Annotated in this window: 11 protein-coding genes; 5 read left to right on the top strand and 6 right to left on the bottom strand. The window is 47.6% G+C overall.

Going from position 1 to position 16,053, the window contains the following annotated elements; all coding sequences use genetic code 11:
* Positions 1-402 precede the first annotated feature (402 nt).
* Positions 403-1,038, top strand: a complete 636-nt coding sequence (locus QUB44_RS09050; RefSeq protein ID WP_333365790.1) for a hypothetical protein — start codon at positions 403-405, stop codon at positions 1,036-1,038.
* 206 nt (positions 1,039-1,244) lie between these two features.
* Here QUB44_RS09050 and QUB44_RS09045 read toward each other — a convergent pair whose 3' ends face one another.
* A complete protein-coding gene (locus QUB44_RS09045; RefSeq protein WP_333365787.1) occupies positions 1,245-1,847 on the bottom strand; it encodes a DUF3172 domain-containing protein in 603 nt (200 codons plus the stop codon).
* 287 nt (positions 1,848-2,134) lie between these two features.
* On the opposite strand from QUB44_RS09045, the gene clpS reads away from it, so the two are divergent.
* Positions 2,135-2,416, top strand: coding sequence for an ATP-dependent Clp protease adapter ClpS (clpS, locus tag QUB44_RS09040; RefSeq protein WP_015178019.1), 282 nt, complete (start codon positions 2,135-2,137; stop codon positions 2,414-2,416).
* Positions 2,417-2,655: 239 nt separating this feature from the next.
* On the opposite strand, the gene QUB44_RS09035 is transcribed toward clpS, so the two are convergent.
* Complete coding sequence (locus QUB44_RS09035; protein ID WP_006635107.1) at positions 2,656-2,988, bottom strand: RNA recognition motif domain-containing protein; 333 nt, start codon at positions 2,986-2,988, stop codon at positions 2,656-2,658.
* Between the two features lie 287 nt (positions 2,989-3,275).
* On the bottom strand, positions 3,276-4,556 hold the full coding sequence (locus QUB44_RS09030; RefSeq protein WP_333166553.1) for a hypothetical protein: 1,281 nt from the start codon (positions 4,554-4,556) through the stop codon (positions 3,276-3,278).
* 408 nt (positions 4,557-4,964) lie between these two features.
* Here QUB44_RS09030 and QUB44_RS09025 point away from each other — a divergent pair, with 408 nt between their 5' ends.
* The 3 genes from QUB44_RS09025 (at position 4,965) to QUB44_RS09015 (ending at position 11,960) form a co-directional block, all read left to right on the top strand.
* Positions 4,965-6,350 (top strand): UDP-N-acetylmuramoyl-tripeptide--D-alanyl-D-alanine ligase, encoded by a 1,386-nt coding sequence (locus tag QUB44_RS09025; protein WP_333365784.1) that lies wholly within the window; start codon positions 4,965-4,967, stop codon positions 6,348-6,350.
* An 871-nt stretch (positions 6,351-7,221) separates the two neighbouring features.
* Positions 7,222-9,141 (top strand): LysM peptidoglycan-binding domain-containing protein, encoded by a 1,920-nt coding sequence (locus QUB44_RS09020; protein WP_333365781.1) that lies wholly within the window; start codon positions 7,222-7,224, stop codon positions 9,139-9,141.
* 206 nt (positions 9,142-9,347) lie between these two features.
* Positions 9,348-11,960, top strand: a complete 2,613-nt coding sequence (locus QUB44_RS09015) for a calcium-binding protein (RefSeq protein ID WP_333365777.1) — start codon at positions 9,348-9,350, stop codon at positions 11,958-11,960.
* A 40-nt stretch (positions 11,961-12,000) separates the two neighbouring features.
* Here the strand turns inward: QUB44_RS09015 and QUB44_RS09010 are convergent, their stop codons facing one another.
* From QUB44_RS09010 to fusA, 3 genes are all read right to left on the bottom strand, one after another.
* On the bottom strand, positions 12,001-12,435 hold the full coding sequence (locus tag QUB44_RS09010) for a hypothetical protein (protein WP_333365774.1): 435 nt from the start codon (positions 12,433-12,435) through the stop codon (positions 12,001-12,003).
* A gap of 293 nt (positions 12,436-12,728) precedes the next feature.
* Complete coding sequence (locus QUB44_RS09005) at positions 12,729-13,373, bottom strand: Uma2 family endonuclease (protein ID WP_333365771.1); 645 nt, start codon at positions 13,371-13,373, stop codon at positions 12,729-12,731.
* Positions 13,374-13,713: 340 nt separating this feature from the next.
* Positions 13,714-15,798, bottom strand: coding sequence for an elongation factor G (gene fusA / locus QUB44_RS09000; protein ID WP_333365769.1), 2,085 nt, complete (start codon positions 15,796-15,798; stop codon positions 13,714-13,716).
* Positions 15,799-16,053: the final 255 nt, after the last annotated feature.

Below are 16,053 nucleotides of genomic sequence, written 5' to 3'. Positions count from 1 at the left end.
GCTATTGCTTTTTGTGAAATCGGTTCAGTATGATAAGTATCAAGAATTTTTTGCCTAAAATCAATCGAATAAGTTTTTATTTTTAACAATGTATGAAGTTTGGTATAAGTAAACGTGTTGTAAGTCAACTTCTTCGTGCTGTCAGAAAAATGCTATTATGTGTGCTATCGCTTTCGCGTGGCTTGTGCGTAACCATATAATTATAGTTTATTCGATCGTGTGTTCTCTGTTTGACCCTCATGAATGAGTGTCAGTAACATCATACTCATCTTTCTGAGAAAGGCTATACAAGAACAAACCCTCGCTCTCGAACAAGTTTTACCCTTGTTTAAGGAATATAAACTTATCGTTTTGGGCGACCGTGAATTTTGTTCAGTAGACTTAGGAAACTAGCCGGGATCAATGGGTATATCTTTTTGTTTAAGGCTTAAAAAAAATCATTGTATTGAAACAGAAAATTTAATCTGGCAACGCTTAGACCAATTAGGAGTAGTACCCGGAACTTCGTTGTACTTTCAAGGAGTGAGGGTAAGAAAAACTCAACCAGTAGCAGGATTTGATATCGCCTGTAAATGGAAACGAAACTATCGAGGATTAAAAGTAAAAGACGCCTGGTTTATTCTCACAGATTTGGGTTCATTGCCAGTAGCGCTCTCCGCTTATAAAGAGCGAATGGGAATTGAAGAAATGTTCCGAGATTGCAAGACAGGAGGTTATAATTTAGAAGGGAGTGGTTTAAGGGGAGACAGACTGATTAAGATGATTCTGTTAATGGCTATCGCCTACACTTGGGCCATATTTCAATGCATTGAAATTCAGAAGAAGCAGGTACAAAAAGATGTATCTCGCCGCTGTGAACCGAGAAAAAAATACCGTAGACGGAGTACATTTGGCGTTGGTAAGAATGGAGAACAGTGGGTTGATTATCTCGATAGGCATTCATTAGAAATTCAACAGTTAATGAAGTTAACTCGAAATAAACGTCGCTTTTATCAACAGGGTATACGGGCTGCAACCCTTATTGCGTCTATCTCCTAAACCTCTTTGTCACCCCCCCAGATGAAGAAGGAAGAACGAAGAAGGAAGAAGGAAGAACGAAGACTTTTTTCTTCCCTCGAACCTCTTAGTTCAATATTTTCTGAGAGCAGTTTTCCATTCTATGAAATAAAGTAAGGACTTAGGCAAAGCCTAAGTCCTACCGCATATCTGTAATTGACTCAACTGAAAACCGCTATATCGGCGATTTAGAAATTTTGACCTTCACTGGTTGGAGCTATCGAACCCGGTTGATTGAGGAACAGGTTTTTAGCGCCGTCGTTTTGGTAGATACAGTTAATTTCGGGTTGAGCTTCCAGGGGGCCGGTGAAGCCAAAGGTGTTCATGCGATTTTTGCAATCGCGCACTTGGTCTTGGCTGATGAGTTTTCTTTGTTCCAGAATTGCCCAGTTATTGGTTCGCAGGACGCATCCGGGGCGCATACTCGGCTGCGAGATGTAGACGTTGAAAGGGTTGAGGGTGACGTAGAGGCGCATATCTGTCACCATCGCGCTTGCTCCAAACTGCACGCAAAGTTCTGGGTTCGGGGCGCTGCGATCAATAAATTCGCGGGAGGCTACGTTCTTTGGGCTAATTGTAGCTGTGGAGCTAAAAGCAATGCCAATCCCAATTCCCAGAATAAAGACGGCTGTTAAAATCCCTAGGGTGGCGGAATTGAGGAAAGAGGGTTTGCCGGACTGAGGTTGACGCCGCGACTGTCCGCCCATGGAGCCGGAGTAGTCGGAGTCTTCATCTCCTCGGGATGGGTCGCCGCTGAATCTGTCGTTGTAGGATTTAGGTTTGCGTTTCATATAAGGTTCCCTCAGTTCTGGAGACTCAACAGGTAGTAGTTTGTTATTTTTAACCGATCGCGCCTTTCTAATATTATGGCGCTAGGAATGTGGTTGCGGAGGGTCCAGGACACCCCCTGTGGGTTTGGTGTTGGGTTCGCAGCTCGCGATCGACCAAGGGGCTGCCTTGTCTGAATTTTCAGATTTCAATAAAATAGCTGAAAGTGAGATAGTCTTGCACAGCGGAGGAATCCGGCTCAAGATTGTTGACAAATTTTAACATTTTACAAGTCAGGAGGTATAGATTAGTGTCTGTCGAAATTATTCAAAAGCCTTCCACAGTCCGCAAGCTTGCACCGCGCTACCGCGTTCTGCTGCACAATGATGATTTCAATCCTATGGAGTACGTGGTGCAGACTTTGATGGCGACGGTACCGAGTCTGACTCAGCCACAGGCGGTAAATGTGATGATGGAAGCCCATACTAACGGGATGGGATTAGTGATTGTTTGCGCTCTCGAACACGCTGAGTTTTATGCTGAAACCCTCAATAATCACGGATTGAGCAGCAGCATTGAACCTGACGATTAGAACCTGACGGTACTGCAACGGATTCGCCCAGCCGGTTTCCGACTCATACTGTCAACTCTCATACCAAAAAGCCAAGGGTTAGGCCCTTGGCTTTTTGGTATATTTAATCCGGTAGATATGGAAATTTGAAGAGCATAGGTTTTTCGGAACGGCCGGAAGTGGTTCGGAGCTAGGTGAGCTCTCGCGCCAATTTCAACTCTCCAATCTCAAATCTTTATCCGAGGAAACTAATGAGGAAATTAATAACGTCCTCCGCCGCCGCCGCCTCCGCGAGCAAATTTTCCAGGGCCACCGCCGCCCCGGTTGCCGCCACCCCGGCCGCCTTCATCTTCGCGGGGCTTAGCTTTGTTAACTTTGAGGTCGCGACCCATCCACTCTGCTCCGTCGAGAGCACTAATGGCTGCATCTTCTTCTGCATCTGTGGACATTTCTACAAAACCGAAGCCGCGGGGGCGACTGGTTTCTCTGTCGGTAGGTAGATGTACTCGCTTAACGGTTCCGTATTCGGCGAAGACGGTGGTGATGTCTTCTTGGGTAACTTGGTAGGATAAGTTACCGACGTATATCGACATGAGGAATAACTCCAAAATTTAGACAGTGCGAAGATTTCAGTTTCGGAGAGTCCCCTGCCGATACAGAAGGGCAAGTTTTTAGACAATTCTGTAGCAATGAACAAAGCCTGCAACTGAATCTGATTCACACTTGGTACTTTAACATAGAATAATGTCTTTTGAGTAGGTTTCAGGAGTTAATTAAGTTGTTCTAATTAAAGGTAAAACTTTTAGGGTATTCAGAAACCTGGTTGATCGGTGTGATGTTTTGCCTGCAGTGGAAGCAGAGAAAGTTATGTCGCGCCCTCTCATCGCAGGAAAGATACATCCACCTTGCCAAAGTTGGTACTCAAAGCTAGGTTCACGTTTTCCAGGGCTTTGACTAACCAGACTACGCCTTCTCGGGTACTGCATTCGTAGTGACCGAACAAAATTGCCAGTCGCTTTTCTAGGTAGGGTTTGACTTTGCCGCAAATTAGTACGATTTTCAGCAGCAAACCTGTGGTTTGGGTCGGCCCGAGGTTTGAGATCAGGTCGATGAAGACAAAGTGGTTGGGCCGCACAGGACTCTCTACTACTAAAAAGTTCAATAACTGGCTGCAAGTTCTGATCATTAAAAATTCATTAAACTTCTGATCATCGCTGTGGGGCAGGGTATTTTGTAGTTGCTTATACAATTTTTCGTTAAAGAGACGTTTGCCGTACCGATCGTCGGTGACAGAAGAAATCAGGTATTCGTACAAGTCGTCTTTAAAGGATCGGTAGGACCCAGTTGTGCTGGCGTTTGCCGTGAATCGGCCCGCTAGCTCTTTGTAGGTATCGGCTCCCTCTACTTTTCCGACAAAGTGCTTGAGGGCAAAGAACAGTTCCGGGTCGGTCAACAGTGTCGGGTTTTTTATCGGTTGTATAATTCTTTTGAATGAAATTGAGGTTTCCCGGCGCGCTGTTTGGGCTTTTCTCACTTGGTGAGCCACGTATTGCGAGAGGTTGACCTCAAATTGCTGCTGCTTTTGAGCTTGGATTTTTTTAATGATTTTCTGCTGTTCGTAGGTGCTGTCGTCGCTGAGGAGGCAGTGTTTGTAGAGGTAAGGGTAGCGGGGAATTAAGGTTCCGAGGGCAAGGGTAGCAGGGGTTTTGCTGTTGCTGCTATCTTCATTGTTGTGAGTTATGACTTTGGCTAAACGTTGGAGGGTGAGGTACTGTTCGCTTTCGGTAAATTGATTTGCTAATTGGGGGATGGAGGCTCGCCCCCGCGATCGATTGTATCCAAATAATATTTTGGGCGCTTCTTCAAACAAAGCGATCAATTCAGGGATGGCTGCTTGTTTGCTGGGGTAAGTTTGCCAGCGGTTGATCAGGATGTGGCAGCAGCGGTTGAGGATGTACTTGAATTCTTGTTGGGCGTGTTCTGAGGCTGCTATTTTTTCGAGTGCGTCGGCGACGGAGCGATCGGGATATCCGGTACCCTGGATAAACAAAGTGCGAAAGCGGCTGATGAGTTCGGCTGGCTGCTCTCGTTGTACCAACTCCAGCCAGTGCTGGTAAAGTAGCTGTTCTTCTTCGTAACTTTGTCTGTTGTAGTCGTTCACTGTGGATTAACCCTCCGAGGCTGGGGCAGTAGCTTTCCGCGCTATTAGCTTGATGAATTGGCCGATGAAGCGCAACAATTAAGTCAACCGAGCTTCTGGCCGGATGAAGCTTAGGGGTAGAAGCTGTCAGCAGCTTAAGCCGATCGATATTTTTTGCTTAGTTAAACTATTTACCAACACCAGCATGGCATGAATTGTTGGTAATTAGCAAGGCCTTAAATACCATCGACTTTGTAAAGTATTGGTAAAGATTGTGGGTGGGTACGGGATATTTTTTTGGTGGGCCGACGATTTAGTATTAGGACGATCAAGGTCAATCCTGATCCGCAGCCTGCGGTTAGTTAAATTTGAGGTTGGGCGAGGTAGAATTAACTGTGAAAATAATTATTTGAAATGTGAGTGCTGGTTATGGTTTGTCGCGTAAGTATCGCCCAACTTGCTGAAATTTTAAATGTACCTTTGCCTGCTATGTCTAAGGGCGTTTTGACAGTTTTAGGGACAGGTATTGCCACAGATACGCGCACTCTTGAGGGGGGCGAAGTATTTTTGGCGCTGCGGGGAGACAATTTTGATGGCCATCAATTTTTGGCAAAAGCCCGTGATTTGGGGGCGATTGCGGCGATTGTCGATCGAGATTGGCAAGAGGAATTGCCTAATTTTCCGCTGTTGCACGTTGACGATACTTTAAAAGCTTATCAGTCGATCGCCCGTTGGTGGCGTGACCAATTCAGTATACCTATAGTTGCTGTTACTGGTTCTGTCGGTAAAACTACTGTTAAAGAGTTAATTGCGGCGGTTTTGTCAACGAAGGGAAATGTTCTTAAAACTCAATATAACTACAATAATGAAATTGGCGTACCAAAAACTCTGTTGGAGCTTTCACCATTACACAATTATGCTGTAATTGAAATGGGAATGCGCGGGAGTGGCGAAATTGCGCTGCTGTCGCAAATTGCGCGTCCTACTGTTGCGGTAATTACTAATGTAGGAACGGCACATATTGGGCGATTGGGTTCGGAAGAGGCGATCGCCCAAGCAAAGTGCGAACTGTTAGCCGAAATGCCTGCTGATAGCATTGCTATTCTCAATCACGATAATCATAGATTAATGGCAAGTGCGGCGAAAGTTTGGCAGGGGAAAACTTTAACTTACGGTTTAGAAGGCGGAGATTTGTGCGGAGAATTGCTCAATCATGATACAATGTTGGTAGAAGGTGTGGAATTGCCACTGCCGCTGCGTGGACGGCACAATGCTGTAAATTATTTGGCGGCTTTGGCGGTAGGAAAAGTTTTAGGTATTGATTGGGAAATTTTCAAGCAAGGTTTGTCTGTGCAGTTACCGGATGGACGGGCGCGCCGCTACGATTTGCCCCAGGATATTGTGATTCTGGATGAGACTTACAATGCTGGTTTGGAGTCGATGTTTGCGGCGCTGAGACTGTTAGCAGATACTCCGGGAAAGCGTCGGATTGCGGTGTTGGGAACGATGAAGGAATTGGGCGACAGGGCGATCGAATTTCACCGGCAAGTGGGAAGGGCGGCGCGAGATTTGAATCTCGATGCTTTGTTTGTTTTTGCTGATTTTGAGGAAGCGGCGGCGATGGCCGCGGGCGCTGCGGGTTTGCATTTTGTGGAGATAGGAGATATTACAGCCAAGGGTGGGCGGGAAGATTTAGCAAAGCGGTTGTTGGGATTTGTCGAAAAGGGCGATCGTATTTTATTTAAGGCTTCTCATTCGGTTGAGTTGAATCGAGTTGTTGAGAAAGTTAGAGCTGATTTTGGCGGCGAAGAATAGAAGAGAAACTTGGCGGTTTTGACTCGGCGATTTATATCGTTTCCGGTTGCATCGGAATGATACTGAGGACACGGCAGTGCCGTTTCCCTACCTCCATTAATTGTAGGAACACGGCACTGCCGTGTCCTCCGTTTATATCATTCCGATGTAAGCATTCAGCTATCAGCCGTCAGCCGTGAGTTAGCGCAGCGTAACGCTTCGCTGCCGAGGCTTGATGCGTTACGGCTATCGCCTAACGCATCCTACAAAATGCTTTGATTCGACAAATGGATATTCAGGAGTTATAAAAGCATTAGCCAGTAATTGCCCAGATCGCTTGTAAACTTGGCACGCATAAACTATCCTCAAGAGATCGGAAATAATAACAAGCTTTCTTTCAAAAAATCTTAAACCAACACAGATGCTACAGCCTACTTACAAAGCAAAATCTATAAAGTTTTATTGCAGAAAAAAAGCCCGACTTAATTCTGAGCAATAGATCGCAGTTTACAATCGTAGATTTTAGAATTGGCGGATATCTGTGTTGGGGGGAGAGACCCGATCTGGGAAGCAGCCCGGATGTATTGAAACTAGAGCGCTCAATTATGCCGATCAATTAAAATACAAGCAAGTTTGTGGACAGGGGGCAAAATGTCTAACATTCAACTCGGCAGTCTGAAGGATAACTATTTCAAGATCGACAGGTCAGTCGCGGATACACGGATAGCTTTTTCTAATTACCAATTCCCAATTACCAATTCCCAATTACCAATTCCTATTCTTGAGTAACTAAGACTAGAATCGCAATTAAAATAACGTCCCTTTGGACGAATTCGGTTTTCATCTGTAGGTTTTGTCTGAGTGCTAATACTATCGCCAGAGGTATATACCAATGTCTCTCAAGGAAATTAATCCTGCAAACAGCCTCAAGACCGGAGTAGACTCCTTTACTGGTTTACCTGGTAGCATTTCTGATATTAATCGCGATCTCTTTGGAGAATCACTGAGTAAGGCTCCTAGTAGTGTTCTTGGAGGCATTCCGATGAATCCTCTTTTGGAGTCTGAGGATGATTTTGATACAAGAGCAACCTACGATCGCAGCATCAGTGCCATTCAAACGAAAGCTTGGTCTGGTGCCTCATCGGTATATGGAGATGAAAGCGGAATTTTTCCGATCAATCGCACTGCTCAACAAGTAGGCAAAGCGTTAATGGATAATCCCATTACCGCACCAGTTCCCAGTGGCGATCGAGTCGATCGGCCAGGGCAATATGACGAGTTAACTAACCCGAACCCCTCCAATTTGGCGACAACAGTTCTTTCCGGCGATACTCTCTGGGAAATTGCTCAAAAAGGATTGGGAACGGGTAGCCGCTGGAGAGAACTCCAGAAAGCGGACGGCAATGGCTTTACAGAGCGAGAGGCTTATAAACTTCCGAACGAAAAAAGTTATAAACGCCATGTTATTAAGCTAGGCGATACCCTTTGGAGCATTGCTAAAGAAGAGCTCGGTGTAGGAGATCTTTGGAGGACACTCAGGACAAAGGACGACAAACCCTTTAAAGACGAAGATATTCGTAAACTTGAGATCGGAACAGAAGTTTATGTCCCAATCAACGTAAATAAAAATAAAGAGAAGGGTACTAGTCTGTCGGACAGATGGATAAATTACTTAAAGTATTGCCAATCCAAGAAAGGTGACAAAGTTTTTGGTGAACGCCGATGGGTACACGCAGAAGACAAGAAAGACGAAAGCGGAAAAGTCATCGGCAGAAAAGGAGTAGGAGTGAAATTCGACAAGCAGTATTACACTCTGGACAATGGCAACAGTCGAGAACGTCCATACAAGAGCTCGCGTAAACTAGATATAGTCTGGATAAAAAAAACTGGAGACGTAATTGGGTTTGAAATAAAGGGAAGCGAGGAGGCAGCAAACAGCCTCGAGTCACAAGACCAGAAATCACGGGATCAACAGGCTCTGGATGATGGCCACAAGATTCGTGAACCAGGAAATCCCAAAGAACTGCATAAACCAACCAAGGTCATACGAATCTACGATAAAGAGCCGCCCAAAGAATGTAAAGAAGATCTAATAGAATATCTAGAAAAAGAAGGTTTGATTGACGAGACAAACCTTCCCAAAAAAGCCCCCTCTCCAGTCGGGTCCAAGGAAGACCCAGGAGTCGAGGTTGAACCTCCCAATATAGACTCACCTCCCCAACCCCAAGACTATCGCTCTCCAGTCGGGTCCGAGAAAGACTCAGAGGAAGACCCAGAAGTCGATGTTGAACGTCGGAAACCAAAACCTCGCAATATAAACCCTCCGAGGTTCAACGTTCCTGCTCGCCCTCCAGCAATAGAATCTCCCAAGCCCATAGACGACGCTCCAGCTCGCCCTCGAACAGAACCTCCCCTAGACGCTCCAGCTCGCCCTCGAACAGAACCTCCCCTAGACGCTCCAGCTCGCCCTTCAGCTCGCCCTCCCATAGACGACGATCCAGCTCGCCCTCCAGTTCGCCCTCCAGCAAGCACTACAGTCCTGAACACCGCATCTAGGGTTGCCAGACCCCTTGCGGTGGTAACCGATGTAATTGATCTGACCAATGCCTACAACGAGGATGGTGGATTTGGGGAGAACTTCCAGGAAACTGCTGGTAAGGTTGCTGGCGAAGTGGTGGGTACAGCGGCTGGGGCAGCCGTCGGCTCACTACTAGGGCCAGTGGGTACGGTACTTGGAGGGGCTGCCGGAGGGTTTTTGGGAGGGATTGCCGGAGAGGGGATAGTGAAAGGCATTAGAGGCTTGTTTGGTTAGGCAACTCTGCAAGCTTCAAAGCCCTTGGCGAACCCTTTCAAGGTAGAAATCGAATATGCTGCGCTCGTTATCCGACTTCTACCTTGAACCCTACAGGATTGTTGAAAGGCTTACAATATCTCAGTTTGAATCGAAAAAACCGGAATAGCACGGTTTAAGTAGCAGAAAATCCGAGACTCACAACATCACATCAGGGAAATTCAGTCATGGCACTTATTTTGGCACCGAATAACAATGACACTCTACTCACAGGAACTGCGAACGATGACACGATATTCGGAGCCGCAGGAAATGATACCCTCGTCGGCCAAGGAGGTAAGGACGCTCTTTTAGACGATGACGGCAATAACTCCCTCCTCGGCGGACTTGGTGATGATACCCTGATTGACGGACTCGGCAATTCGACTCTCAGCGGCGGTGAAGACAATGATTTTCTGGGCAACCTTGGCGGTAATGACCTCATGCTTGGCGAGGCGGGGGATGACACTCTGATCGGCGATGAGACTCTCGCCAGTGCGAACAAATCTACTACCCTTCTAGGCGGATTGGGCGACGATGTAATAATTGGCGGTTTTGCCAAAGACTCCATCGATGGCGGGGATGGCAGCGATTTCCTCTTCGGCGGTGATAACAATGACAGTCTCAAAGGGGAACTCGGCGACGATTTTCTGGTTGGAGGCTCTGGCAGCGATTCGATCGACGGCGGAGACGGTTTTGACTTAGTTTCCTATGCGGCAGCGACAACTCCAGTGCTGGTAAATCTTGCCACAGGGAGAGCAACGGGAGAGGGAACCGATACTCTGAGCGGTATTGAAGATATTGAAGGCGGCAGTGGCAAGGACTCTCTGGCAGGAAATACTAGCCCTAATTTCCTAAACGGTTTGGCTGGGGATGACTCTCTGTCAGGATTGGATGGCGGTGACTTCCTCTTCGGCGGTGATGGCAATGACTTCCTCGGCGGCGGATTGGGCGACGATTTCCTGTCTGGGGAAGCTGGGAATGACACTGTTGATGGTGGAGAAGGTTTTGATTTTGTTTCTTATGACGGTGCAACTGACCCGGTAGTCGCTAATCTGACAACTGGGACGGCAACGGGAGAGGGAACGGACAGTCTCATTGGTATTGAAGACATTGAAGGCGGCAGTGGCAATGATTCTCTGACAGGGAATACAAGTGTTAATTTCCTAAGTGGTTTGGCTGGCGATGACTTTGTGTCGGGATTGGATGGCGATGACTTCTTGTTTGGTGGTGATGGCAAGGACATCTTGAATGGGGGGGCGGAGGATGATTTTCTGAGCGGGGATGCTGGCGATGATTCCTTAAATGGCGGGTTGGGCGATGATTTTCTATTGGGAGGAGATGGCAATAATACCCTTATTGGCAGCGGTGCTGACGAATTGTCTGGAGGGGCGGGCAATGATTTTTATCAGTTGGATGCTATAACGACTGAAGGTAGCTTTATTTCAGATACGGGCGGCATAAATTCCCTCAGCCTTCCCGGAGTAACGCTTTCACTCAATTTGGCGGTTGGAACGACGGGCTTGGGACGAGATGGCACGAGTTTGGTGATTGACTTGAACCAAGATGGGGTGCTTAATGCTCAAGATGTGGAGATTTTGGACTTCTTTGCTACGCCCCCTGGGACTACTCCTGGTTCAGGCGTCATCCAAACGGTAGGAAATTTCAGCAGTACGGAAATTTTTAGTAGTTTTGCTGACAGGCCTCCAACCCCTCCGACACCACCAACTCCTACACCAACACCTCCTATACCACCGACGCCAACGCCTGTACCAACGCCTGCGGCTCCACCTGTGCCTACTGCAACACCTGCACCTGCACCAACTCCTGCACCCACGCCAGCACCCACTCCTGCACCGACGCCTGCACCAACGCCGACGCCTCCACCCACTCCTGCACCGACGCCTGCACCAACGCCAACGCCGACGCCTGCACCAACGCCGACGCCTCCACCAACGCCGACGCCTCCACCAACGCCGACGCCTGCACCAACTCCTGCACCGACGCCTACAGATACGCCTGCGCCAACTCCGACACCGACGCCTACAGGTACGCCAACTCCAACTCCGACGCCAACTCCTGCAACTGAATCATGTCCAAGTCCGGTATCTATACCGATGCCTGTACTGGAACCTGGGCCGATTGTGACTCTGGAAAATTCAGGGGATGATTCGCTACTTGGTACTAGCGGTGAAGATAGTATCAATGGCGGCAGGGGCAATGACACGATATTTGGTTTGGATGCTTCTGATAGTCTGCTTGGAGGTGATGGGGACGATCGCATCTTTGGCAATCCCGGCAGTGATACGATCGATGGCGATGCTGGCGATGATGTTGTATTTGCTGGCAAGGATAACGATTTGGTTGTCGGCCGTGATGGGAACGATCGACTCAGGGGCGATCGAGGTAATGATAGTGTCATCGGTGACAATGGCGACGATATTCTGTTCGGCGGCAAAGGGTTAGATTTGCTTTTCGGCGGGGAAGGAAATGATACGATGAGCGGCGATTTGGCTCAAGATACTTTGATTGGCGGGTCGGGAAATGACTTGTTTTTGCTACGACAAAATGGAGCGCCGACGGATGTAGCTTTTGCAGATTCGATCGCCGATTTCGAGATTGGGGTTGATTCGATCGGACTTTCTGGAGGTTTGACTGCTGCTAACTTGCGGCTGGAGGCTGTCGATTGCAACACTGTGATTCGAGTTGCTGATTCCGGTCAAGTTTTGGCTGTTGTTAACTCGGTGAATCGCGATCGACTTTTGGGAAGTTTTGTGACTGCTAATATCACTTTGATTTAGAGGTTTAGTAAAGGGCGATCGCTTGTCATGATTACAAAAGTCAATATCCCGATCGCCCTCTGGCCTCGATTTCGATATCTGGAGAAATCTCAATTATTGAAATTTTGGCATTTTCAACTACTGTATTTCCGAGCATTGTATTGTGCATTGCCTCAAACTTAGATTCATCTTCAGCAATTCGTTCGTAGTGCAAAATCACGTGATAACGCTTTTCAATTGGCTCTCCAGAATCCGAAATTTCCACCGCGTCCCAATCTATATTTTGAGCTTTTTCGGCTTGCTGGCGGTAGCGAGAGGCTAAATTTTCTAAGGCGATCGCGATCGCGTGTTCTTTCGTTTGTCCGTAAAAATTCATGCTATCATTGGGGCGATCGCTCAGAGATGATGAAATCTGACAAAGATACTGCCCGTTTGATTGAGCAAAAACGTCGATCGCAATTGTTCCAGTAGTGCGATCGGGATTTATTTGAGTCATGTCAACCTCGCTATTTCATGAAATAAAATTGCTAAATCGTATCTGGGTCAATATTTAATTCTCGCTGTTTTGCGGTCTGGCGATCGGCTCGTTGCGTCTCTTGTTGAGCACGTTGCATCTCTATCAAAATTGAGATGGAGGAGAACATTAGCGATACGGTTTAAGATTTGCAAGGGCGAAATTGGGGTACATTTGAGGCGATCGCCCGAATCATCCATCCGCGTCAGTCAGCGTTCATTTGCGGTTGCTAAAAAGAGCGTCAAACGCAGCCATCCCGATCGTGAATCGCCCGTTCATTCTCCTGACTGAATTTGACTTCTCACCCACTCCCGGAATAAGCGAATTAAAGCATTTTCTTTTATAGTCTTCCTCAATTCCAAAAAGCGCAGCATCTCAACTTGCGACAAAAAAGGGAAAGTCGGAGAAACATCTCTTTCGGCATATTCCTGTGATTCCAACTGATAAATTATTAAACGATTCCCGTCGTATCGCCAAACTTCCGGCACGCCTAAACTTGCATATAAAGAAAGTCGATCGATCGAACTGCTAGTCACGTCAATTTCCACAACTAAATCTGGCGGTGGATCTTGATTGAGATCGATTTGTTCTTTGTCCCAAACCACATTCTCATTTTGGATATAGTAGCACTGATCCGGTTCCAAACCGCGAGCCAAATCTTCGCGCCTGCAAGTTAGAGAACCCAAACTGCAAATTTCAACATTCAATTCATCACTCACACTTTCTACAAAACGTCCCAAGATTTTTTTGTACTTTTCGTGGGGTGCTAAAGGAGTCATAATTTCTAAATTTCCGCGATCGTAAGTCAGGCGAATTCCTCCCTGTTGGGTTAACTCATTCAGCAGGGATTCGTAAGTTTTCCAGCTAATGTTTTTCAGCAGAATTCCGCTAGTTTGATTCTGGATCAGGGTGGCTGTCATGGCTACCTGCCTGGGTTGTAGATTATCGATCGTATTTTAACAAAAATTATTTTCCTTGACGCGCGATCGCCCTTTTAGAGCGACTTTTGAAGGGAGCATCTCTTTCGGATAGTAAAAAGCATTTTTTAGGAGTGTGAAAATAAAATTGGGATAAGCTCAGGCGCATCTAAGTTTTACTGTGAAGTGCGATCGAACTCTTGTGGGGTGTCCCGCCCGCCCGAAAAATACCATTTAGATGCGCCTGTGCTGACTGCCATTGACAGATGTTAAAAACTAGATTTTTCTAGTTTTTAACCTTGGTGATTGAGTGCGACGAATCGATTCGATCGCACTCAATACATTACTTCGCAGCTTGACGCTCTTTTGCCGCCTTGATCACTTCTTCCGCGATGTTATTCGGACAAGGAGCATAGTGCGAGAAGGACATTGAGAACTGTCCGCGCCCAGAGGTCATAGTACGCAAGTCGCTAATGTAACCAAACATTTCGCTCAACGGTACATCTGCCTTGATCCGCGCTCCTGTTTGTCCTGTCTCCTGAGATTTCATCATCCCACGGCGGCGGTTGAGGTCGCCGATCACGTCGCCCATGTAATCATCTGGAGTGAAGACATCGACATTCATAATCGGTTCGAGCAACTGAGGCCCCGCTTTCGGCAAAGACTGGCGATAGGCCGCTTTGGCAGCAATTTCAAAGGCCATCGCTGACGAGTCAACGGGGTGGAAACCGCCTTCTAGGAGGGTGAATTTCAAGTCCAAGCAGGGGAACCCGGCCAAGACACCTTTGTCGATGCAGCTTTCAAAGCCTTTTTCGACCGCTGGCCAATATTCTCTCGGCACGCTACCACCGGTCACTTTTGACTCAAACTGGAAGCCGCTTCCAACCTCACCAGGCTCGATTACATAGCCGATTTTGGCAAATTGACCGGAACCACCTGATTGCTTTTTGTGGGTGTATTCGTCTTCGAGGCGCTTGGTAATCGACTCGCGGTAGGCTACCTGCGGTTCGCCGACTTCTACTTCGATGCCGTGGGTGCGCTTGAGAATGTCTACTTTGATGTCGAGGTGTAACTCGCCCATCCCCTTGAGAATCATTTCGCCGCTTTCTTGATCCGTCACCATGTGGAAGGATGGGTCTTCTTGCACCATCTTGGTGAGGGCTGCTCCCATTTTTTCTTCGCCGCCTTTTTGTTTCGGTTTGACCGAAATCGAAATGACGGGATCGGGGAATACCATCGGCTCTAGGGTTGCGGGATTTTTGGGGTCGCAGATGGTGTGTCCGGTGCGGACGTTTTTCATGCCGACGATCGCCACAATGTCCCCTGCTTGGGCCGATTCAATTTCTTCGCGAGAGTTGGCGTGCATTTCCACCAAACGGCTGACGCGCTCGGTTTTGCCTGTGGCGGTGTTGAGTACGGTGTCGCCCTTGGACAGAGTACCGGAATACAGGCGCGTGAAGGTTAGAGCACCGTAGCGATCGTCCATGATCTTAAACGCGAGTGCCCGCAATGGCCTGTTGGGATCGACGATCGCAAATTCGCCGGTTTCCTCGCCCTCGAGATCGACTTCTGGCTGCGGTGTGACTTCCATCGGGTTTGGCAGGTAGTCAACCACGGCATCAAGAACCAACTGCACGCCCTTGTTTTTAAACGATGAGCCGCAGTAGGTGGGGAAAAATGCCCGATCGCGAGTACCTTTGCGAATGCAGCGCTTGAGGTCATCGATGCTCGGCTCGTTGCCTTCGAGATACTGTTCCATCAGAGCGTCGTCTTGCTCGACTGCCAGTTCGATCAACTGTTCGCGCCAAGTTTCGACATCATCGACCATATCCGCTGGGATATCTTTAATTTCGTAGTTCATCGGATCGCCGGAGTCATCCCAGATCCAGGCTTTGCGGGTCAGCAAATCGACTACGCCGCAAAATTTTTCTTCAATGCCGATCGGCAATACCATCACCATCGGTTTAGCTGCGAGGATTTTATCAACTTGCTTGACAACGCGGTAAAAATCTGCACCGGTGCGATCGAGCTTGTTGATGTAGATAACGCGAGCGACTTTGGAATCGTTAGCGTAGCGCCAGTTGGTTTCAGATTGCGGTTCAACTCCACCCGAACCGCAGAACACACCAATGCCACCATCAAGAACCTTCAAAGAACGGTAAACCTCGATCGTAAAATCGACGTGTCCCGGAGTATCAATGATGTTGAGCTGATGCTCGTTCCAGAAGCAGGTGGTAGCAGCGGATTGAATCGTAATACCGCGCTCTTGCTCCTGTTCCATGAAGTCAGTAGTCGCCGCGCCTTCGTGAACTTCACCAATTTTGTGGATTTTGCCTGTCAGTTTCAGGATTCTTTCTGTTGTGGTGGTCTTGCCAGCATCTACGTGGGCGAAGATGCCGATATTTCGATAACGAGTGAGATCTTTCATAATTACTGTTGAGATTAAATGCGACGAACCGTCGGCGACCACCTGCAAGCGTAACCAGCGAGGAATCAATGTTGCCTTAGGCGCCAGTACAGGCTAGATTTCCTTTCCCCTGTTTCTGGCAGAACTATCTTAATTTTGACACTTCCCCGTCATTCCTGCGAAGGATTTTTGGTTTAATCAGTACGGGAATCCTTACAATTCATAAAAATACCCTAGACCAAGGGAAAAATTTTCTGTGAAAGTTAGGTTGGGTTC

This window comes from Microcoleus sp. AT3-D2, from assembly GCF_036705715.1.
Classification (GTDB): domain Bacteria; phylum Cyanobacteriota; class Cyanobacteriia; order Cyanobacteriales; family Microcoleaceae; genus Microcoleus.
Note: the sequence above shows the minus strand (reverse complement) of the source record. Positions and strands in the feature narration are given on the sequence as shown.